Consider the following 23,545-nt stretch of genomic DNA (forward strand, 5'->3'; position numbering starts at 1 on the left):
CTCGGTCGGCCCGTAGTGGTTGAACACCCGCCGATCCCCGGCAGCCGCCACCAGGTCCCGTACCAACGACACCGGCGCGGCCTCACCACCGAGCACCACCGTCCCCGCCGGCACCAGCCGCTCGACACCGACGGCCGCTGACAACGCGGCCAGGTGCGAGGGCACCACCTTGAACCCGTCGATCCGGTGCCCGGCCAGATATCCGGCCACCACCTCGGGATCCACCACCGCGTCGGCGCCCAGCACGTGCAGCTGACCGCCGGTGCTCAGGCTGGCGAACAACACCGTGTTGCCCAGGTCGGTGACCTGCGGCTGCAACAGCGCATACCGCGCCCCCGGCTGATCCCAACCCAACCGACCCGACACCGAACCCACATAGTTCGCCAGGGATCCGTGCGTGATGGCCACGCCCTTGGGCGCACCCGTCGAACCCGACGTGTACATCACATACGCCAGGCCGGCCGGGGGTACCGACGATGGCAGCGCCGCGTCCGGATAGCCGGTCAGCAACGCCTCGGTGAACGGATCGTCCACCGCCACCATCCGCACCCGCCGACCCGCCGGCAGATCGCCCACCGTGTCCTGGACGCCGACCACCACCTGCGCCCGACAGTCGGTCAGCATGAACGCGATCCGCTCCACCGGCAGCCGACCGTCAATGGGCAGGTAGGCCCCGCCGGTCTTCCATACCGCCAGAATCGCGGTGATCATCTCTACGCCGTGTGGCAGCGACAGTCCGACCACCGACTCCGGGCCCACCCCCAGCTCACGCAGGTACCCGGCAAGCCGGCTCGCGCGCGCGTCGACCTGTGCGTACGTCAACTCGATGCCGTCGGCCACCAGGGCGATCGCGTCCGGTGAGACCGCCACCTGCCGCTCGAACAGACCGATGACCGGCACGTCCAGGCCGGCAGCCGCGGTGTCGTTCCACCGCTCCACCACGAGCGCGCGGTCGGCGGCGGTGAGCAGCTCCACCGATCGCACCCGACGCTGCGGATCGGCCGTCAGCGCGTCCAGCACCCGGACGAACCGCTCGGCCACCACCTGCGCCGGCACCGCGTCGGGCAGGTCGCGGTTCACCCCGACGTCGATCTGGATGCCGCCCTCGTCATCGCGGTCGTAAACGTTGATGACCTGATCCTCGACGGGGCCGATGGAGACCGCCCGGGACACCGCGACACAGTCGCCGAAGCGGAGACTGGTCAACGGCATGGCGTTGACCTTCAGACCGAACAACGGGCCGCCGTCGACGAGCTTCAGGTCACGGACCACATCCTCATAGCGGTACCCCTGATGGCGCAGTCCCGACCGGACCGCCCGGGCGGTCTGGCGGACCGTGTCCACTCCGGTCGCGGCGGGATCGATCGGTACGTGCAGCGGCATCATGGTGGCCGTCATGCCGACCGCGTCGAAGGCCCAGGCATCGGTCCGCCCGGTCACGGTGACGGCCAGCACGACATCGCGCACGCCGCTGACCCGGTACCGGTACACAGCGGCGGCGGCGATAGCCAGTTCGGACGTGCTGACCCGCAAACGCTCGGCGGCGGCCCGGACGGCAGCCGACCGCTGCGGACCGATCGGCAGGGTCAGGCGTTCGGTGGCCTCCGACGACCACCGGGCACGCTGCCGGGGTCGGGAGTCAGCCGGCAGGTCCGACAGCGAGGTGCGCCAGAACTCCCGGTCGCGCTCGAAACGATCCGAATTTCGGTACGCCGCATCGGCGTCGAGCAGCAGCGACACCGGCCCGAGCGCGTCGCCGGCGGACTCCCGGCGCTCGCGCAGTGCGGTGTAGTGGCGGGCCACCACGGCACCGAACACCGCTGTGCTGTAGCCGTCGACGATCAGGTGATGCACCCGCTGGTACCAGAAGAATCGCTCTGGCCCGAGGAGGAAGACGGCCTGGACCGCCAGCGGGTCCCGGGTGAGGTTCAGCACCCGGGCCGCGTCGCGGCGCATCCACTCCTCGGCACTGGCCTGCGGATCCGCCTCCGCGCTGACGTCGATGACGTGGATCGGACAGCTGTCGGCGTCACCGACGAACTGCCACGGCACCCCGTCCACGACGCGCACCCGCAGCCGGTACGCCTCGGCTTCGGCCACCGCCCGCCGCAGCGCCTCGACGAAGAGATCCACGTCCAACGCACCGTGGATCTCGAAGTGGGTATTGATGTTGTAAGCGACGCTGTCCGGCGAGAGCTGCTGGGCGTTCCAGACACCGACCTGGCCGGTTGTCAGTTCCCGAAGCCCGCCGTCGAGTATGACCATCCGCGTTCCCCAGTCCGGCCAATTGGCATTGCACGACGTCCGCTGTCACACATGACGAATCGACACGCGTCATGGACATGCAGTTCGGCGCAACCATAACGACGGGGTCCGGTGTGCGCGATGGTGTCGCCACCAACCTGTACAACCGTTGCGGTGCGGCAGTTGGACAGCCCTTTTGGACAGTGGGGCCGTGTCGCATCATGAGCCGGACGAGTCGGCGCGCACAACCGCCGCGCATTCCTACCAAGCACCCGCGGAGTTGGGGACACCATGGACGAGTTGAGCACGGGCGGTGGAAATGCCTGGGCGCCGCATGAATTCACCAGCGAAGCCGCCGGCACCCGCGACCTCGCCGGCTGGCTCGCCGACCTGGGGGGCGACCGGCTGACCGAGCTCCTGGTCGAGCACCGGGCGCTCATCTTCCGGGACTTCAATGTCGCGGCCGAGTCCATCGACCCGGTACTGGACCAGGTGGTGCCGAACCGGCTGCCCTACGTGCACGGCAACTCGCCCCGCACCCGGGTGCAGGGCAACCTGTACACCTCGACCGAATACCCGCCGGCCTTCACCATCTCTATGCACAACGAGCTGAACTACGCCCGCCGATGGCCGGCCCGGCTCGCCTTCTACTGCGAACGGGCGGCCCAGCAGGGCGGCGCGACCCCGGTACTCGACGGCGAGTTGTGGTTGAACTCGCTCGACGCGGAGGTGCGCGACGCGTTCGCCGGCGGCGTGCGCTACATCCAGAACCTGCACGACGGGTACGGCTTCGGCAAGAGCTGGCAGGACACGTTCGAGACGGACGACCGTGCCGCGGTGGAGTCCTACCTCGAAGGCGCGCAGGCCACGTGGGAGTGGGGTCCGGACGGCATCCGGGTCACCCAGGACCGCCCGGCGACCGTGAAGCACCCGGTCACCGGCGTGGAGGTCTGGTTCAACCAGGCCGACCAGTGGCATCCGGCCGGCCTCGGCGACGAGACCTCATCCGAGCTGTACGACATCCTCTCCCCGGAGGAGTTCCCGCAGTACGTGACGTTCACCGACGGCAGCCCGATCCCGGACGCCTACATCGAGCAGATCCAGCAGCGTGGCCTGGCCAACGCGGTCGACGTGGATTGGCGGCCCGGCGACCTGCTGCTGATCGACAACGTGCTCGTCGCGCACGGCCGGCGCCCGTTCGAGGGCAGCCGCCGCGTCCTGGTGGCGATGTCCGACTGAAAGGCCCAGACAGATGAGTCACGACCAACTGGGTCCACTCCCGGCGCTGTTACACCACCGGTCCGGCGACGTCGTTGCGGTCGTGACGCCGGTCGGCGACAAGATGTGGCTGGTGCGCGACTACGCGCTGGCGCGCCTGGTGCTGACGGACAAGCGGTTCAGCCGGGCGGAGGCGGTCAAGCCGCACGCCCCGCAGACGAACGACGCCCAGCCGGTGGCCGACTCGATCATGAGCATGGACGGCGCCGACCACGCCCGCCTGCGCCGCATCATCGCCGGCAGCTTCACCACCGGCAAGGTCGCCACCATGGCCCCGAAGATCGAGCAGTCGGTCGACCGACACCTGGACGCGATCGCGGCGTACGGGCCGGGCGCCGACCTGATCGGCGGGCTCGCCGCACCGCTGCCGCTGTCGGTGCTGTGCTCGCTGCTCGGTGTCCCGACCGGGGACAGCGGTCGGTTCCGGGACTGGGTCGAGGTGCTGTTCGACATCTCCGCCAGCAGCCCGCGGGAGAAGGCGCGCAACCGTCTGGAGCTCACCCGCTATATGGCCCAGCTGATCGAGCGCAAGCGGCAGGAGCCCGGCGAGGACCTGATCAGTACCCTGATCGCGGCGCACGGACGGGGCGAGCTGTCCGCGGCCGAGCTCATCACGATGGGTCTGGCCCTGCTGATGGCCGGATACGAGACCACGGTGGGCCAGATCGGCCTGTCGGTGCTGATGCTGCTGACCGACATGAGTGAACGCCCGGACAGCGTGACCGCGTTCGTCGAGGAGTCCCTTCGCCTGAGCCCGTCCACGCCGCTGAGCTTCTCCCGGATCGCGCTGGAGACGGTGACACTGGGCGAGGTCACCGTCCAGGCCGGTGAAGGCGTGGTTGTCTCCCTGCTCGACGCGAACCGGGACAGCAAGGTCTTCATCGACCCGACGGCGCCACAGCCGGGGCACCTCACCTTCGGCCACGGACCGCACCGCTGCCCGGGCGCGCCGCTGGCCCGGTTGCAGGTACAGATCGCGGTCGAACGCCTGCTGCACCGGTTCCCGACCCTGCGCCTGGCCGCCGGCCCGGACCCGGTCGTGGTGTGGAAGGAAGGCCTGGCCACCCGCGGTCTGTCCCGGCTCGCAGTGCGGTGGTGACGCCCGCCTGTTGGCGATAACCGCCGCTTAACCGCAGATCTGCTGCAATGGGAGGCATGCGGATTCTGCTGGCCGAAGACGAACGCTTCCTCGCCGACCTGGTGGCTGAAGGACTGCGCGAGCACGCGATGGCGGTCGACGTCGCCTACGACGGCGCCGCCGCGCTGGAACGGCTCGCGGTCAACGACTATGACGTCCTGGTGCTGGACCGGGACCTGCCCGCGGTGCACGGCGACGACATCTGCCGCGAACTGGCCCAGCAGAGCCAGCCACTGCGCATCCTGATGCTGACCGCCTCGGCCGGGATCGGGGACCGGGTCGCCGGGCTCAACATGGGCGCCGATGACTACCTGGCCAAACCGTTCGCCTTCGACGAACTGGTGGCCCGCATCCGCGCGCTCGGCCGGCGGTCCCTACCTCCACTACCCCCGGTGCTGGAACGTGCCGGCATCACCATGGACACCGCCAGCCGGCAGGTGTACCGCGACGGTCGCGAGGTGCCGCTCTCCCGCAAGGAGTACGCCGTGCTGGAGGTGCTCATGCAGGCCCGGGGCACGATCATCAGTACCGAGCAGTTGCTGGAACGGGCCTGGGACGAGCACGTCGACCCGTTCACCACGGTGGTCAAAGTGACCATGAGCAAGCTGCGGGCCAAACTCGGCGATCCGCCCATCATCGTCACCGTGCCGGGAAGCGGGTACCGACTGTGAGAATGCCACGCCTGACATCGATCGGCCGGGGCTCGGTGAAGGCCCGGATGACCCTGCTCTACGGCGGGTTGTTCACCGTCGTCACGTCCGCGGTGCTGATCGTGGTCCAGCAGCTGCAACTGCGGATACTCACCCAGCGGGTGGGTGACATCCCGTTCCCCGACGGGTCGACGCTCTCCGTCGCCGACGGCCGCGCCGACCTGCAGCAGACCCTGACGAGCTCGCAGCGGATCATCACGCTGATCGCCATCGGCGCGGTCGCCATCCTGGCGTTCACGGTGTGCTGGTGGCTCACCGGACGGATACTGCGGCCGCTGCACCGCATCACCGACACCGCACGCCGGCTGTCGCTGTCCAACCTGCACGAGCGGATCGCGCTCAACGGACCACAGGACGAGCTCAAGGAGCTCGCCGACACGTTCGACGCCATGCTCGACCGGTTGGCGGACGCCATCGCGAGCCAGCGGCGCTTCGTCGCCAACGCCTCACACGAGCTGCGTACGCCATTGGCCATCCAGCGCACCGCGATCGAGGTCGGCCTGGCCGACCCCAGCCCGGCGAAGCTCGCCCGGATCCGGTCCGAGCTGCTGCGCAACACCCAACGGTCGGAACGGCTCATCGAGGGCCTGCTCGCCCTCGCGCAGGGCGAGCGCGGCCCCGACGAGCGGACCCCGGTGGACCTCACCGCCGCGGTGGAGCAGGTCCTGGAGGATCACCGACCAATCGCCGAGCGCGCCGGCGTCACCATCACCGCCGCGACGCACCAGTCCACCGTGGCCGGTGACGAGGTGATGCTCACCCGGCTGATCGCCAACCTGGTGCACAACGCGATCCGGCACAACTACCCCGGCGGGCACGTCCTGATCGAGTTGTCGCCGCACGCGATGCTGGTGGTCTGCAACACCGGACCGCAGGTGCCCGAGGACCGGATCGGCGAGCTGTTCGAGCCGTTCCGCCGACTGCACCCGGACCGGACCGGGTCGGCCGACGGTGCCGGCCTCGGCCTGTCCATCGTGGCCGCCATCGCCCGCGCCCATGGCGGCGGCGTGCGGACCACGGCCAACCCGGACGGCGGGCTGTCGGTCACCGTGGCCCTGCCCGCCCTCACCGCTGTCCCGCCGCTGCCAGCCAGTCCGCGATAGCTGCCCAGGCCTGGCGCAGCATGTCGGGCTGCATCATGTCGGTGTGCCGGCAGGGCAGGCTGACCTCGGTGATCTCACCGAGTACGTGTGGCTGCCAGGCGCTGGCGTCCGGCGACGTGTCCTGCTTGCGGACCCCGGCGGACAGCAGCAGCACGTCACCGTCGTAGACGCCGGGCCGGTGTGCCCGGCGCAGCGCCGTGTTGTTGTGGAAGATCCGCGCGATGAGCAGCAGCTCCTCGTCGGAGATGCCACCGAGGATCTCGCCCACCTCACCGCGGAACCGGTCGGCGGTGCGCTTCAGGTCGATCGCCGGGTCCACCTCCGGTGTCGGGCGATCGTCGTCGTGGTCGGGTTCCCCGTCGGACTGGACGAACGGGAACGAGTCCAGGATGACCAGGGCGCCGACGGTCTGGCCCGCAGCCTGCAGTTGCACCGCGATCTCGTGCACCGGGATCCCGCCGAAGGAGAAACCAAGCAGGTGGTACGGGCCGGTGGGCTGGACCGCGCGGATCTGCTCGATGTAGTCGGCGGCCATCGCGGTCACGTCGCGGGCCGGTTCGCTCCCGCCGTCCAGGCCGGCGGCCTGCAGTCCGTAGATCGGGATGCCGTCCGGCATGAACCGCGCCAGCGGCCGGTAGCACCAGCTCAGGCCGGCACCGGGGTGGACGCAGAAGAACGGTGCCTGGTCGCCGTCGGCGCGGATGGTCAGCAACCGGCCCAGCGAGTCGCCCAGTGAGGCGAGGCCGAGCTGGTTGACGATGCCGGCGACGGTGGGTGCGGCGAACACGTCGCGGACCGAGATGGCCACGCCCTTCTCCGCCAGTCGCGTGACCAGCGTGACGGCGAGCAGCGAGTGCCCGCCGAGGCGGAAGAAGTCGTCGTCGACCCGTACCGAGGTCACGCCGAGCACTTCGGCGAACGCCTCGCTCACCAGGTTCTCCAGCGCGGTGGCGGGGTTGCGGCCGCCGCCGGGCTCGTCCGTACCCGAGTAGTCGGGTGCGGGCAGCGCCCGGCGGTCGAGCTTCCCGTTGCCGGTCAGCGGCAGGGTCTCCAGGACCACGATCGCCGACGGCACCATGTACTCCGGCAACCGGCCGCCCACGAACTCCCGGAGGATCCCCAGGTCCACCTCATCGCCCACCACGTAGGCCACCAGGCGCCTGTCCCCCGGGTTGTCCTCGCGCGCGATCACCGCGGTCTGGGACACCTGCGGATGCGCCAGCAACGCCGCTTCGACCTCGCCGGGTTCGATCCGGAAGCCGCGCACCTTCACCTGTCCATCGGCCCGACCCGCGAACACCACCTGCCCGTCAGAGGTCCACCTGGCGAGGTCGCCCGTGCGGTACATCCGCTCGCCGGACCCGAACGGGCAGGCCACGAACCGGCCACCGGTGAGTCCCGGCTGGCCCGTGTAGCCCCGCGCCAACCCGGCGCCGGCCACATACAGCTCACCGTTCACTCCGACCGGCACCGGAGCCAGTGCCGCGTCGAGCACGTACAGGCGGGTGTTGGCGATCGGTGACCCGATCGGCACCACCTCACCGACCGTGGTCAGCTCCGCCGTGGCCACGCCGATCGTGGTCTCCGTCGGCCCGTAGTGGTTGAACACCCGCCGGTCCCCGGCAGCCGCCACCAACTGCCGCACCCACGACACCGACGCGGCCTCACCGCCCAGCACGACCGACCCAGCCGGAATCAACCGATCCATGCCGGCCGCCGCGGTCAAGGCCGCCAGGTGCGACGGGACGACCTTGAATCCGTCGATGCGGTGCTCGGCCAGATACGCCGCCACCGCCTCTGGATCCACGACCGCGTCCGGGCTGAGCACGTGCAGCTGACCACCGGTGGCCAGGCTGGCCATCCACACCGTGTTGCCGAGGTCGGTCACCTGCGGCTGCAACAGCGCATACCGCGCGCCGGGCCGGTTCCAGCCGAGCCGGCCCGACGCCGAGCCCACATAGTTGGCCAACGCGCCCTGGGTCACCGCCACGCCCTTCGGCGTCCCGGTCGAACCGGACGTGTACATCACGTACGCCAGGCCCGCCGGGTCCACCGGCACCGGTGCCACGCTGGTCGGATAGCCGGACAGCAACGCTTCGGTGAACGGGTCGTCCACCGCGACCATCCGCACCCGCCGACCCGCCGGCAGATCGTCCAACGTCTCCTGGACGCCGATCACGACCTGCGCCCGGCTGTCGGTCAGCATGAACGCGATCCGCTCCACCGGCAGCCGACCATCGATCGGCAGATACGCCGCGCCGGCCTTCCACACCGCCAGGATCGCGGCAATCATCTGCACGCCTTGCGGCAGGCACAGTCCGACCACCGACTCCGCGCGCACTCCCTGATCCCGCAGGTACCCGGCGAGCCGGTTCGCCTGCGCGTCCACCTGCGCGAAGGTCAGGTGCTCGTCGTCGGCGACCAGGGCGAGAGCATCGGGGGCCACCGCGACCTGCCGCTCGAACAGACCGATGACCGGCTCGTCCAGCCCGTCGGCTGCGGTGTCGTTCCACTGCTCCACCACGAGCGCGCGGTCGTCGGCGTCGAGCACCTGCACGTCGTGCAGCCGGATGTCCGGGGTCGCGGTGACCGCGGCCAGGACCCGACCGAACCAGGTGGCGATCTTTTCGGCCGTCGCCGCGTCGAACAGGTCGGCGGCCACGGTCACGCCGCCCCGGATGCCGGCCGGGCGGCCCTGCGCGTCGAACATCTCCTCGATCGGCAGGTACAGGTCGAACTTGGCCTGGGCCAGACCGGAACCGGCCGCCGTACCGGTACCGCTACCAGCCTTCGCGCCGTCCAGGTCGAGCGTGGCCCGACCGGTGTTCTGCATGGTGAGGACCGTCTGTACCAGCGGGTGCCGGGCCAGCGACCGGGCCGGGGCCAGCTCCTCCACCAGCCGTTCGAACGGCACATCCTGGTGGGCGAACGCGCCCAGGCTGGCGTCGCGCACCCGGCCGAGCACCTCCCGGAAGCGCGGGTCGCCGGCCAGATCGGTACGGATGACCAGGGTGTTCAGGAAGAACCCGACGAGGTTGTCCAGAGCCTCGTCGGTGCGGCCGGCGATCGGCGACCCGATCGGGATGTCGGTGCCGGCGCCGAGGCGCGACAGCGTCACCGCCAGCGCGGCCTGCACCACCATGAACGGTGTCACACCCTCGACCCGGGCCAGGTCCGCGAGGCGCTGGTGCACCTCCACCGGGATCTGCAACGGCGCCCAGTGCCCGACGTGACTGGCCCGCGCCGGGCGCGGCCGGTCGGTCGGCAGGGCGAGCTCCTCCGGCGCCCCGTCGAGGGTCCGCCGCCAGTACTCGATCTGGTTGGACAGCCGGCTGTCCGGGTCGGACTCGTCGCCGAGCAGGTCGCGCTGCCACAGCGTGAAGTCGGCGTACTGGACGGGCAGCGGCTCCCACTGCGGAGCCTGGCCGCGCAGCCGGGCCGCGTACGCGGTCGACACGTCGCGTCCGAGCGGGGCGGTCGACCAGCCGTCGCCGGCGATGTGGTGTACCAGCAGCAACAGCACCCGGGCGTCCGGTCCGGCCTCGAACAGCCAGGCCCGGATCGGCACCTCGGCAGACAGGTCGAACGCGTAGCGAGACGCCTGCGCCACCGCCGCGCCGAGCTCTTCGGGCTCGACCTGGCAGACCTCCAGGTCCCAGGTCAACGAATCCAGATCAAGAACCTGCTGGTACGGCTCGCCGTCGGCGGACGGGAACACGGTACGTAGCGACTCGTGCCGCCCGAGCGTGTCCCGCAGCGCCTGGTTCAGGGCCGTCGCGTCGATGTCGCCGCTCAGCCGGACCGGGACCGGGATGTTGTAGGTCGGGCTCGGGCCCTCCAGCTCGCTGAGGAACCACAGGCGCCGCTGGGCGAACGACAGCGGGATCCGGTCGGGCCGCGGCCGTGGGCGCAGCGGTTCGCGGGCATGGGTACCGTCGGTTTCGGAAAGGCGGGCGGCGAGCCCGGCCACGGTGGGTGCCTCGAACAGCAACCGCAGTGGCACCTCAACGCCCAGGACCGTCCGGATCCGCGACAGCAACCGGACCGCGAGCAGCGAGTGCCCACCGAGGGCGAAGAAGTCGTCGTCCACGCCGACGCTGTCGCGGCCCAGAACCTGGGCGAATGCGCCGCACAGGATCTCCTCCCGCACGGTGGCCGGGCCGCGACCGGATCCGGTCGGGTACTCGGGCGCCGGCAGCGCCCGGCGGTCCAGCTTGCCGTTGGCGGTGAGCGGCAGTGCGGGCAGCGTCACGAACGCCGCCGGGACCATGTACTCCGGCAGCCGGCCCGCCAGGAACTCCCGCAGGTCCGGTTCACCGTCGAGGACCACGTAGGCGACCAGGCGCTTGTCGCCGGGGACGTCCTCGCGCGCGATCACCGCCGCCTGGGCGACGTCGGGGTGGTCGAGCAGCGCGGTCTCGACGTCGCCGGGCTCGATCCGGAAGCCCCGGATCTTCACCTGCTCGTCGGCCCGACCCGCGAACACCAACTGCCCGTCGGCGGTCCACCGCACCACATCACCGGTGCGGTACATCCGCTCAGCGGGCGCGAACGGGCAGGCCACGAACCGTTCGCCGGTCAGCCCGGCGCGGCCCACATAGCCGCGCGCCAGGCCGGCGCCGGCGATGTACAGCTCGCCGGCCACCCCGACCGGCACCGGGTTGAGACGCTCATCCAGGACGTACAACCGGGTGTTCGTCACCGGTCCGAACGGCACCGGGCCCGGCCGGTCCGGGTCGATCACGCCAGCTCCCGCGATAACCGTCGACTCGGTCGGTCCGTACCCGTGCACCAGTCGCCGACCCGGCGCCCAGGTCCGGGCGATCGTTTCGCTGACCGTCTCCGCGCCCACGACCATCGCGCGCACATGCGCCAGCGTGTCGGGTTCCAACACTGCCAGCAGGGAGGGGACCACGCTGGCCACCGACACCCCGGACAGCTCCGCCAACCGCTGCGGCTGCGACCGCTGCTCCTCCGTGGCGATCCACAACGAGCCGCCACACCCCAACGCCACCGCGACGTCCAGCACCGACGCGTCGAAGCTGAACGAGGCGAACTGCAGGACGCCGGTCCCCGCCTCGACGCCCAGCAGCGGGCCGAACACCGAGATCAGGTTCGCCAACGAGCCGTGCGAGATCCCGACGCCCTTGGGGACGCCCGTCGACCCCGACGTGTAGATCACATAGGCCAGCCCGGACAGATCGGGCCGCACCAGCTCAGCACCGGCCGCCGCACTGTCCAACGTGGATGTGCCGACCAACGGCACCTCGCCGGCCAGTTCCGCACCAGCCTGGTCAGCGACCACCAGTCGGACACCGGCGTCGGCCAGCATCACGGCCACCCGGTCGGCCGGCAGCTGGGGGTCGATGGGCAGGTATGCCCCGCCCGCCTGCCACACCGCGACCATCGCGGCCACCAGGTCCGCGCCGCGCGGCAGGCACAGGCCGACCACCGACTCCGGGCCCACCCCCAGGCCGCGCAGCCCGTGCGCCCACCGGGTGGCCCGCGCGTCCAGCTGCGCGTAGGTCAGCTCCACGCCGTCGAACACCACCGCGGCGACGTCCGGCGTCTGCCGCACCCGAGCCTGGAACAGATCGACCACCGACGCGTCCGTGATCTCGGCGGCCGTGTCGTTCCACGTGTCCAGCACCAGCCCACGCTCGGTCGCGTCCAGGACGTCGACACTGTGCACCCGCACGTCGGGGTCCGCCGACACCGCCTCCAGCACCCGCAGCAGCCGCATGCCCAGCGTCGCGGTCGACTCCATATCGAACAGGTCCACCGTGGCGATAAGCGCGCCGCGCAGGCCCGCCGGGCGGCCCTGCTCGTCGAAGTACTCCCGGACCGGCAGGTCGAGGTCGAACCTCGCGGACACCTCCATCGGCGCGTCGACCGCGGCCGCGCTCTCGAACGTGGCGACGCCCGCGGTCTGCACGTTCAGGCTCACCTGGAACAAGGGGTGCCGGGACAGTGACCGGGCCGGCGCCAACTCCTCGACCAGCCGCTCGAACGGCACGTCCTGGTGCTCCAACGCGCCCAGGCTCGCCTCCCGCACCCGGCCCAGGACCTGCCGGAACACCGGATCGCCGGACAGGTCGGTCCGGATGACGAGGGTGTTCACGAAGAAGCCGACCAGGTCGTTCATCGCCTCATCGGTGCGGCCCGCCACCGCCGAACCGACCGGGATGTCCGATCCGGCTCCCAGCCGGGACAACAGCACCGCCACCGCGGCCTGCATCACCATGAACATGGTCACGCCCTCGGCCCGGGCCAGATCGGCCAACCGCGCGTGCAGCTGCGCCGACACCGACACGGGTACCGCGTGCCCACGGTGGGTCGCCACCGCCGGACGCGACCGGTCCGCCGGAAGCGTCAGCTCTTCCGGGGCCCCGGCCAGCGCCTGTCGCCAGTACTCCACCTGGGTTGACAGCAGGCTGGTCGGGTCGGCCTCGTCGCCGAGCAGTGCGCGCTGCCACAACGCGTAGTCGGCGTACTGCACCGGCAGCGGCTCCCACGCCGGCGCCTCGCCGCGCACCCGGGCCGCGTACGCGGTCGACACGTCCCGGCTCAGTGGCGCGAACGACCAGCCGTCGCTGGCGATGTGGTGCAGCACCAGGACCAGCACGCTGTCGCCGGTACCGGGTTGGAACAGCCAGGCCTTGATCGGCAGCTCGGCCGACAGGTCGAAGGCGTAGCGCGAGGCCCGCCGGACCGCCTCGGGCAGCTCCTCCGACGCGACCTGGCGCACGTCCAGCGCCCAGTCGAGGTCGTGCGGGTCGAGGATGTGCTGGTAGGGCTCGCCGTCGATGGCGGGCAGGATGGTGCGCAGCGACTCGTGCCGGCCGATGACGTCGCGCAGAGCCAGGTTCAGCGCGTCGGTGTCCACCGTGCCGGGCAGCGGCATGGTGGTCGGCAGGTTGTAGACCGGGCTCGGGCCTTCCAGCTGGCCGAGGAACCACAACCGCCGCTGCGCGAACGACAGCGGTACCCGCTCGGGCCGGACCGCGGCCCGCAGGGCGCCGCGGACCTGCTGCTGCCCGGGGCCGGCCAACCTGGCCGCCAGTCGGGCCGGGGTGGGCGCCTCGAACAGCATGCGGATCTTGACTTCGGCACCGAGGGTGGACCGGATCCGGGACAGCAACCGGATGGCGAGCAGGGAGTGCCCGCCGAGCTCGAAGAAGTTGTCGTCGACCCCTACGGTGTCACGCTCGAGCACCTGCGCGAACACGTCACACAGGGCGGCCTCCATCGCGGTGGCCGGCTCCCGGTGACCGACCGTGCCACCGGCCTGGTCGGGTGCGGGCAGGGCCTTGCGGTCCAGCTTGCCGGCCGTGGTGAGCGGCAGGTCAGCCAGCGGGAGTACCGCGGTCGGGATCATGTAGTCGGGCAACCGCTCGGCCAGGAAGTCCCGCAGGATCGCCGGGTCCACCTCCTCGCCCACCACGTAGGCCACGAGGCGCTTGTCGCCGGGCACGTCCTCACGGGCGATCACCGCCGCCTGTGACACCCGCGGGTGGGCCAGCAACGCCGCCTCGACCTCACCCGGTTCGATCCGGAAGCCGCGTACCTTCACCTGCTCGTCCGCGCGCCCGACGAACACCACCTGGCCGTCGGACGTCCACGTCGCCAGGTCCCCGGTGCGGTACATGCGTGCCCCGGTACCGAAGGGGCAGGCCACGAACCGCTCACCGGTCAAACCGGGCCGGCCGGTGTAGCCCCGCGCCAACCCGGCACCGGCGATGTACAGCTCACCGGTCACCCCGATCGGCACCGGCGCCAACGCGGCGTCGAGCACGTACAGGCGGGTGTTGGCGATCGGCGACCCGATCGGCACCACCTCACCGACCGTGGTCAGCTGCGCCGTGGCCACACCGATCGTGGTCTCCGTCGGCCCATAGTGGTTGAACACCCGCCGGTTCCCGGCGGCCGCGACGAGATCCCGCACCCAGCCCGGCTGCGCGGCCTCACCGCCCAGCACCACCGACCCGGTCGGCAGCAGCCGGTCCATGCCCGCCGCCGCCGTCAACGCCGCCAGGTGCGAGGGCACCACCTTGAAGCTGTCGATCCGGTGCTCGGCCAGGTAACCAGCCACCGCTTCGGCGTCCACCACCGCGTCGGCGCCCAGCACATGCAGCTGACCACCGGTGGCCAGGCTGGCCATCCACACCGTGTTACCCAGGTCGGTCACCTGCGGTTGCAGCAACGCGTACCGCGTACCCGGCTGGTCCCAGCCCAACCGGCCCGACACCGACCCGAGGTAGTTGGCCAGTGCGCCCTGGGTGACGGCCACGCCCTTCGGCGTCCCGGTCGAACCGGACGTGTAGATCACATACGCCAGGCCCGCCGGGTCCACCGACCCCAGGCCACTTCCGTCACCCGCCGGCACGGTCAGTTCGTCCAGGCACAGCACGGGCGTCGCGCTCAGCTCCGCGAGTACCGCTGTGTGTCCGCGGTCCGTCAGCACCACGGTCGCGCGACTGTCGGCGAGCATGAAACCGATCCGCTCGCCGGGCAGTGTGCCGTCGATCGGCAGATACGCCGCACCCGCCTTCCACACCGCCAGGATCGCGGTGATCATCTGTACGCCGCGGGGCAGGCACAGGCCGACCACCGACTCGGCGCCCACGCCGGTCCCGCGCAGGTGCCGGGCCAGCCGGTTCGCGGCCGCGTCCACCTCGGCGTAGGACAACGTGACACCGTCACCGACCACCGCGACCGCGTGCGGCGCCACCGCCACCTGCCGCTCGAAACGGCCGATGACCGGCTCGTCCAGACCACCGGTCGCGGTGTCGTTCCACCGGTCGAGCACCAGCTCCCGAGTGTCGGGATCGAGGACATCCACGTTGTTCAGGGTGGCGTCCGGGCTGGTCGTCAACGTGGCGACCAGGTCGGCCATCGCGGTGCGCATGAGCATTCCCACGCCCCGGGCGTCCACCGTGTCCACGGCCAGGATGCTCAGGCTCAGCCCCGCCGCACCGGCGTCGTTGACCGAGACGGTCAGCGGATAACTGTTCTGTACCCGCACGTATACCTGCCGGATGCCCTGGATCCTCAGCTGCTCGTCGGCATCCCCCTGCTGTGCTTCACCACCGACGTACCGGTAGTTCAACAGCGAGGTGAACAGCGGCGCGTCCCCCTCGACGCCGGCCGCCTGCTGGGCCACCGCGAGTGGGGCGTGCTCGTGCTCGAGCAGCGCGGCGAGCTGCGCCTGCATCTGTTCCACCGCCGCCCGCACGCCGACCCGTCCGGTGCGTACCCGGACCGGCAGGGTGTTGATGAACGGGCCGACCACCCGGTCGGCGCCCTCGCCGGCGTTCATCCGTCCGAACAGGACGGTGCCGAACACCACGTCGTCCCGACCGGCCAGCACGGCCAGCACCCGGGCCCATGCCACGTGCAGCACGGTGGCGGTGCTGACGCCCAGCCGCCGGGAGACCTCCCGCAGCTGCGCCACCTGGTCGCCGTCGATCTGGACGACCTCGGACACCACATCCGTACCGTCACCGCGGATGTCGAGCAGCCCGAACGGGGCCGTCGGCTCGGTCACGTCGCCGAGCAGCTCGGTGAAGAACCGCTCATGCTCGGCCCGGGGGACGCCACCGCGGGCCTGCGCCACGAAGTTGCGGAACGGCAGCGCCGGGGCCAACCTGTCGGCCTGGCCGGCGAGTACCTGCCGCAGCTCCTGGATCAGCACGTCCATGCCCTGGTGGTCCTGCACCAGGTGGTGCATCCGGATCAACCCGACCCAGCGGCCCTCGCCGATCCCGGCCACGTGCACGTCCACCAGTGGCGCGCGACCCAGGTCCAGGGCGGTCCCGGCCCGTGCGACCAGCGCGTCGACCGGCGCGACCTCGGCCGCGTCAAGAGTGTGTTCGACCACCGACAGCTCGGCGTGCCGCCAGACGACCTGGACCGGTTCGCGCAGGCCCTCCCACACCACGGCGGTGCGGTACACGTCGTGGCGGTCCACCACCTGCTGCAACGCACCGGCGAACTGGTCGAGCCGGGCCCGCGAGTCGAACTCGAGCCCCAGCAGGGTCACGTAGACGTCCGCGCCGCCGCTGGCCAGGAGGTGGTGGAAGAGCATGCCCTCCTGCATGGGCGCCAACGGGTAGATGTCGGCGACGTTGCGGGCGCCGCCGGGCACCGCGGCGACGACCCGCTCCAGCTCCTCGTCGGACAGTGTCACCAGGGGCAGCATGTCCACGGTGAGCCGCGAGGCGTCGGCCGGGATCAGGTTCGCCGGCACCTCCACCGCGTCCGTGCCGCCGGCCATGGCCAGCCCGGCCGGGGTCGGGGACGAGAACAGGGCCCGTACGGACACCGAGATCCCGCTCTCCCGCAGCACCTCGACCAGGCGTACGGCGAGCAACGAGTGGCCGCCGAGTGCGAAGAAGTCGTCGTCGACCCCGACCGATTCCAGACCCAGCACCGTGGCGAAGGCCGCGCAGAGCGCCTCCTCCTGCCGGGTGGCGGGCAACCGACCCGACCCGGCCTCGCGGACCGGGGTCGGCAGCGCGCCGCGGTCCACCTTTCCGTTTCGGGTCAGCGGCAGCTCGGTCAGCGTCACGATGCTGGCCGGGATCATGTAGTCGGGCAGCCGGTCGGCCAGGAACTGGCGCAGCTCGCGTTCGTCCACCGCACCGTCGGCGGGTACGACGTAGGCGACCAGTCGTTCGTCGCGGACGATCACCGCGGCCCGGGCTACCCCGGCGTGTGCGACAAGCGCGGCCTCGACGTCGCCGGGTTCGATCCGGAAGCCCCGGATCTTCACCTGCTCATCGGCCCGACCCGCGAACACCAACTGCCCGTCCGTCGTCCACCGCGCCAGGTCCCCGGTCCGGTACATCCGCATCCCCACCGCATACGGGCACGCCACGAACCGCTCAGCGGTCAACCCGGCCCGACCCACATACCCGCGCGCCAGGCCGGCGCCGACGACGTACAGGTCGCCGGCCGCACCCGGCGGGACCGGGTTGAGCCACTCGTCGAGCACCAGCAGTCGCGTGTTCGCGATCGGGCGGCCGAACGGCACCGGGCCGGGACGCTGCGGGTCGACCGTCTCAGCGGCGACCATCACCGTCGCCTCGGTGGGCCCGTACGTGTTCACCAGGCGCCGGCCCGCCGACCACGCCCGTGCGCTGGCCTCACCGATCGCTTCCGCGCCGACCAGCAGGGTCGCCACGTTCGGCAGATCCGCTGGGTCCAGCACGCCCAACAGTGACGGGACCACGCTGGCGGCGGCGACCCCGGTCAGCTCGGTCAACCGGCGTGGCTCGGAGCGCTGCCCTTCGTCGGCGATCCACAGCGCCCCACCGGATGCCAACGTCACCGCCACGTCCAGGACCGACGCGTCGAAGCTGAACGACGCGAACTGCAGCACACCGGTCCCCACGGCCGGGACCATCATCGGGCCGAACACGGAGATCAGGTTCGCCAGCGACCCGTGCGAGACACCAACACCCTTGGGTACGCCCGACGAGCCGGACGTGTAGATCACGTACGCCAACCCGGACCGGTCCGGCCCGGTCCCGGGCAGCGCGCCCCGCGGACCGGACCGCAGTTCGTCCAGACTGACCATCGACGCCGCGTCGCCCAGGACCAGGCGCACCCCGGCGTCGGCCAGCATCACGGCCACCCGCTCGGCCGGCAACTGCGGGTCGATGGGCAGGTAGGCGCCGCCCGCCTTCCACACCGCCACCATCGCGGTGATCATCTGATGGCCGCGGGGCAGGCACAGTCCGACCACCGACTCCGCACCCACTCCCCTGCCGCGCAGGCCACCCGCCAACGCCTCCGCTGCCGCATCCACCTGCGCGTACGTCAGCGAGACGCCGTCGAACACCACAGCGACCGCGTCCGGATGCGCCCGCGCGTGCGCCTCGAACAGGTCGATCACCGACGCGTCCGCGACCTCGGCCACGGTGTCGTTCCAGGCGCCCAGGACCAGGTCACGCTCGGTCGGGTCCAGCACGTCCACGGCGTGCAGCCGGGCGTCCGGCGCCCCGGTCACCGCGTCCAGCACCCGGATCCACCGGTCGGCCAGCGCGCCCACCGACGACTCGTCGAACAGGTCCGCCGACCCCACCAGCGACCCGGCCAGACCGGCCGGACGACCGTCGGGGTCGATGACCTCGTCAAGCACCAGGTCAAGATCGAACTTGGCCGCGACCGCGCCGGCAGCTACCTCCGACTGCAGGGATGGCCGCTCCACGTTCTGGACGGTCAGCATCACCTGGAACAGCGGATGCCGGGCCAGCGACCGGGTGGGCGCCAACTCCTCGACGAGGCGCTCGAACGGCACGTCCTGATGGGCCAACGCCCCCAGTGACGCCTCCCGCACCCGGGCGAGCACCTGCCGGAAATCGGGATCCCCCGACAGATCCGTGCGGATCACCAGCGTGTTGACGAAGAACCCGACGAGCTCGTTCATCGCCTCATCGGTACGCCCGGCCACGGCCGAACCGACCGGGATGTCGGTGCCCGCACCCAACCGGGACAAGGTCACCGCCAACGCCGCCTGCAGCACCATGAACGGGGTCACACCCTCGGCCCGGGCCAGATCCGCCAACCGCTGGTGCACGTCGGCCGGCACCCGCACCGGCACCCGGAACCCACGATGCGACGACACGGCCGGTCGCAACCGGTCCGCTGGCAGCACCAGTTCCTCCGGCACGCCGGCCAGCGCGTCCCGCCAGTACCCCACCTGGGTGGACAGCAGGCTTGCTGAGCCTTCGCCGAGCAGCTCACGCTGCCACAACGCGTAGTCCGCGTACTGCACCGGCAGCGGCGCCCAGGTCGGCGCCTCACCCCGCGCCCGCGCTTCGTACGCGGTCGCGACGTCGCGGCCCAGCACGGCCGTCGACCAGCCGTCGGTGGCGATGTGGTGCACCACCATGACCAGCACCCGGTCCCCGGACTGCGGCTCGAGCAGCCAGGCCCGGATGGGCACCTCCACCGCCAGGTCGAACGCGTACCGCGACGCCTCCGCCACGGCGCCGGCCAGGTCCCCGTCGGAGACCCGGCGCACCTCCAACGCCCAGGTGACCTCATCCATGGAAAGAACCTGCTGGTACGGCTCACCGTTGAGCGCCGGGAACACGGTGCGCAGCGACTCGTGCCGGCCGATCACGTCCCGCAACGCCAGGTTCAGCGCGGCCCCGTCGACCTCAGCGGCCAACCGGATGGTCGTCGGCAGCGTGTACGTCGAACCCGGCCCCTCCAACCGCTCCAGGAACCACAGCCGCTGCTGGGCGAACGACAACGGCACCCGCTCCGGCCGGACCGCCGCCCGCAGCGCCGGCCGGGCCGGGCCGTCACCGGCCGCGCCGAGCCACTGCGCCAGCAGTGCCGGGGTCCTGGCCTCGAAGATCACCCGCAGGGGCAGCTCCGCCCCGAGCAGCACCCGCACCCGCGACACCAGCCGGACGGCCAGCAGCGAGTGCCCACCCAACCGGAAGAAGTCGTCGTCAACCCCGACCGACCCCAGGCCCAGCACCTGCGCGAACGCCCCACAGAGCAACTCCTCCTGCACCGTGGCGGGGCTACGCCCCGAACCGGTCTCGTACGCGGGGGCCGGCAGTGCCCGACGGTCCAGCTTCTTGTTCACCGTCAGCGGGAACTCGGCGAGCGTCACCACCGCTGCGGGCACCATGTACTCGGGCAGCCGCTGGCCCACGAACGCCCGCAGCACCGCCGGGTCGATCTCCGCGTCGAGTCCGGCCGGCACGACGTAGGCCACCAGCCGCCTCTCGCCGGGCAGGTCCTCCCGGGCGAGCACCGCGGCCTGCGCCACGTCGGCGTGCTCCAGCAGGACCGCCTCGATCTCGCCGGGCTCGATCCGGTACCCGCGGATCTTCACCTGCTCATCGGCCCGACCGGCGAACACCAGCTGCCCATCGGACGTCCACCGGACCAGGTCCCCGGTCCGGTACATCCGTTCCCCCGGGCCGAAGGGGCAGGCCACGAACCGCTCGCCGGTCAGGCCGGCCCGACCCACATAGCCCCGGGCCACGCCGGCACCGGCGACGTACAGCTCACCGACGGCACCGACCGGCACCGGACGCAGTCCCGCGTCCAGCACGAACGACCGCGAGTTGGTGATCGGCGTACCGATCGTCGGTACGCCACCGACCGCGAGCGGCGCCGACATCGACGCGCATACGGTCACTTCCGTCGGACCGTACGCGTTGATCAGCCGCCGCACGTCCGCCCACCGGTCCACGATGGACACGCTCAGCGCCTCGCCGGCCGACACGACCGTGCGTACCGACGCCAGGTCAGCCGGGTCCACCACGTCCAGCACGGCCGGCGGCAGGGTCGCGTGGGTCACCCCGTGGCGACCCAGCAGCTCGACCAGCCCGCCACCGGGCACCAGCTCCGCCGCCGGCGCGACGACCAGGGCGGCGCCCGAACCCCAGGCCATGGCCACCTCGGAGGTGGCCGCGTCGAAGCCCAGCGACGCGAACTGCAGCACCCGCGACCCGGCCGTCACCTCGAACCGCTCGATCTGGGCGAGCGCCAGGTTCGCCAGCGACCGGTGTGTCACCGCGACACCCTTCGGCGTCCCGGTCGAACCCGACGTGTAGATCACGTACGCCAGCCCGTCCGGGTCGACCGCGGCCACCGGCGCATCCACCGGCAGCGCGGCCAACCGCGCCCGGACCGCCGGGTCGTCCACCGCGATGACCAGGTCGTCCGTGGTGACCACGTCCCGCACGCCCGTCGTGGTCAGCACACACGTCACGCCGGCGTCGGTCAGGATCTGGCCGATCCGCTCGGCCGGGTTGGCCGGATCGACCGGCACATACGCCGCCCCGGCCTGCCACACCGCGAGCAGCGCGACCATGGCGTCCACGCCCCGGTCCATGGTGACCGCGACGACGGACTCCGCGCCCACGCCCAGTCCGACCAGGTGCTGGGCGAGCTGGTTGGCCCGCGCGTCCACCTCGCGGTAGGACAGGGTGCCCGCGTCAGCCACCACCGCCGGCGCGTCCGGGTCCGACCCGAGACGCTGGTGGAACAGGTCCAGGACGGTGTCGTCGGCCACCGCCACCGCGGTGTCGTTCCAGTCGTCGAGGATCCGGTCGCGGTCCGGCGCGTCCAGCACATCCACGGCCAGCAGCGGCGTCTGCGGTGCCTCGGCCAGGGTGGCGACCAGGTTGCCGATAGCGGTCCGCAGCAGGTGTCCGACCAGCTGCGGGTCGATCGGCTCGACGGCCAGCACGCTCAGGCTCAACCCGGCCGCGCCGTAGTCGTTGACCGACGCGCTCAGCGGATAGTTGGTCCGCTCCTGCGCGGACACCTGCCGGACGCCATCGAACGAGGGCTGCTCAGCCGGCTGCGCGTCCGCCCCGCCGACGTGCCGGTAGTTCAACAGCGAGGTGAACAGCGGCGTGTCAGCCTCGAGCCCGGCCGCCTGCTGGGCGAGCGCCAACGGCGCGTGCTCATGCTCCAACAGCTCGGCCAACTGCGCGCGCATCGCCTCCACGGCCGCCCGCGCGCTCACCCCGCTGGTGCGCACCCGCACCGGCAACGTGTTGATGAACGGACCGACGACCCGGTCCGCCGCCGCACCGGCGTTCATCCGTCCGAACAGGACGGTGCCGAACACCACGTCGTCGCGACCGGCGAGCACCGCGAGCACCCGCGCCCACGCCACGTGCAACACGGTCGCCGCGCTTGCCCCGAACCGTTGCGAGACCTCCCGCAACTGGGCCACCACCGGCCCGTCCACCCGGACCACCGCGGACCCCACGCCCGAACCGTCCCCGCGCACGTCCAGCACCCCGAACGGTGCCGTCGGCTCGGTCACGTCGCCGAGCAGCTCCGCGAAGTACCGCTCATGCTCGGCCCGGGACACCCCGCCGCGCGCCTGCGCGACGAAGTTGCGGAACGGCAGGGCCGGAGCCAACCCGTCAGCGGTACCGGCGAGAACCGACCGCAGTTCGCCGACCAGCACGTCCATGCCCTGGTGGTCCTGCACCATGTGGTGCGTGCGGATCACGGCCAGCCAGCGCCCTTCGCCGACCTGCGACACATGCAGGTCCAGCAACGGCGCCCGCCCCAGGTCCATGGTCAGGCCGGCCGCGGCCAGCAGGGCGGCGTTCGCGTCGTCGCCCGGGTCCAGCACATGCTCGATGACCGGCAGCTCCGCGTGCCGCAGGACGACCTGGACGGCCTCGGTCAGCCCGTCCCACACCACGGCGGTGCGGTACACGTCGTGCCGGGCCACCACCTGCCGCAACGCACCGGCGAACTCGTCGAGCCGGGCCCGTGAGTCGAACTCGAGCACCCGGACGGTGACGTAGGCGTCCGCCCCACCACCGGCGAGCAGGTGGTGGAACAGCATGCCCTCCTGCATGGGCGCCAGCGGGTAGATATCGGCGACATTGCCGGCGCCGCCCGGCACGGCGGCGACCACCCGGGCGAGCTCCGCCTCGGACAACGACACCAGGGGCAGCATCTCCGGCGTGATCTGCTCAGCGCCGGCCGGAATCAGGTTCGGGGGTACCTCGACGGAGTCCTGCGCGGTCGCCGTCGCCACCCCGGCCGGGGTCGGTGACTGGAACAGCGCCCGCACGGACACCGCGATCCCACGCTCACGCAACACCTCCACCAGCCGTACGACGAGCAACGAGTGGCCGCCCAGCCGGAAGAAGTCGTCGTCCACGCCCACCGATTCCAGGCCGAGGACCTGCGCGAACGCCGCGCAGACAAGTTCCTCGCGCACGGTGGCCGGCGGCCGGCCCGTCCCGACGGTGTACGCGGGCGCCGGCAGTGCCCGCCGGTCCAGCTTGCCGTTGCGGGTCAACGGCAACTCGGCCAACGCCACGAACGCGGACGGCACCATGTATTCCGGCAGCCGGTCGGCCAGGAACTCCCGCAGATCCGGCTCACCATCAGCCACGACATAGGCCACCAGCCGCTTGTCCCCCGGCACGTCCTCCCGGGCCACCACCGCCGCCTGCGCCACGGCCGGATGGGNAAACAACATCTGGCCCTCGGCGGTCCACCGCACCAGGTCCCCAGTGCGGTACATCCGCCCACCCGGCACGAACGGGCACGCGACG

General features: G+C 71.6%; 6 protein-coding genes. 4 read left to right on the top strand and 2 right to left on the bottom strand.

Translation table 11 applies throughout. The features are described 5' to 3' along the window. Window positions 1-2,265 (bottom strand): AMP-binding protein (locus ABD211_RS13730; RefSeq protein WP_344130407.1); only part of this gene is annotated, 2,265 nt, incomplete at its 3' end. 270 nt (window positions 2,266-2,535) lie between these two features. Here ABD211_RS13730 and ABD211_RS13735 point away from each other — a divergent pair. The 4 genes from ABD211_RS13735 to ABD211_RS13750 are packed head-to-tail and all read left to right on the top strand — an operon-like array spanning window position 2,536 to window position 6,473. Beyond that, window positions 2,536-3,483: a TauD/TfdA family dioxygenase gene (locus ABD211_RS13735; RefSeq protein ID WP_344130410.1), complete on the top strand. Its 948-nt coding sequence runs from the start codon at window positions 2,536-2,538 to the stop codon at window positions 3,481-3,483. A 13-nt stretch (window positions 3,484-3,496) separates the two neighbouring features. Continuing rightward, window positions 3,497-4,621, top strand: coding sequence for a cytochrome P450 (locus ABD211_RS13740; RefSeq protein ID WP_344130413.1), 1,125 nt, complete (start codon window positions 3,497-3,499; stop codon window positions 4,619-4,621). A 56-nt stretch (window positions 4,622-4,677) separates the two neighbouring features. Continuing rightward, window positions 4,678-5,331 (top strand): response regulator transcription factor, encoded by a 654-nt coding sequence (locus ABD211_RS13745; RefSeq protein ID WP_344130416.1) that lies wholly within the window; start codon window positions 4,678-4,680, stop codon window positions 5,329-5,331. Between the two features lie 2 nt (window positions 5,332-5,333). Next, complete coding sequence (locus ABD211_RS13750) at window positions 5,334-6,473, top strand: sensor histidine kinase (protein ID WP_344130419.1); 1,140 nt, start codon at window positions 5,334-5,336, stop codon at window positions 6,471-6,473. On the opposite strand, the gene ABD211_RS13755 is transcribed toward ABD211_RS13750, so the two are convergent. Further along, window positions 6,436-23,514 (bottom strand): amino acid adenylation domain-containing protein, encoded by a 17,079-nt coding sequence (locus ABD211_RS13755; protein ID WP_344130422.1) that lies wholly within the window; start codon window positions 23,512-23,514, stop codon window positions 6,436-6,438. The genes ABD211_RS13750 and ABD211_RS13755 overlap by 38 nt on opposite strands. Between the last annotated feature and the right edge of the window lie 31 nt (window positions 23,515-23,545).

This window comes from Luedemannella flava, from assembly GCF_039528515.1.
Lineage (GTDB): Bacteria > Actinomycetota > Actinomycetes > Mycobacteriales > Micromonosporaceae > Luedemannella > Luedemannella flava.

Excerpts from the sequence above, each read along its gene's own strand:
- ABD211_RS13735 (WP_344130410.1), top strand. The coding sequence starts at position 2,536 with ATGGACGAGTTGAGCACGGGCGGTGGAAATGCCTGGGCGCCGCATGAA.
- ABD211_RS13750 (WP_344130419.1), top strand. The coding sequence starts at position 5,334 with ATGCCACGCCTGACATCGATCGGCCGGGGCTCGGTGAAGGCCCGGATG.
- ABD211_RS13740 (WP_344130413.1), top strand. The coding sequence starts at position 3,497 with ATGAGTCACGACCAACTGGGTCCACTCCCGGCGCTGTTACACCACCGG.
- ABD211_RS13745 (WP_344130416.1), top strand. The coding sequence starts at position 4,678 with ATGCGGATTCTGCTGGCCGAAGACGAACGCTTCCTCGCCGACCTGGTG.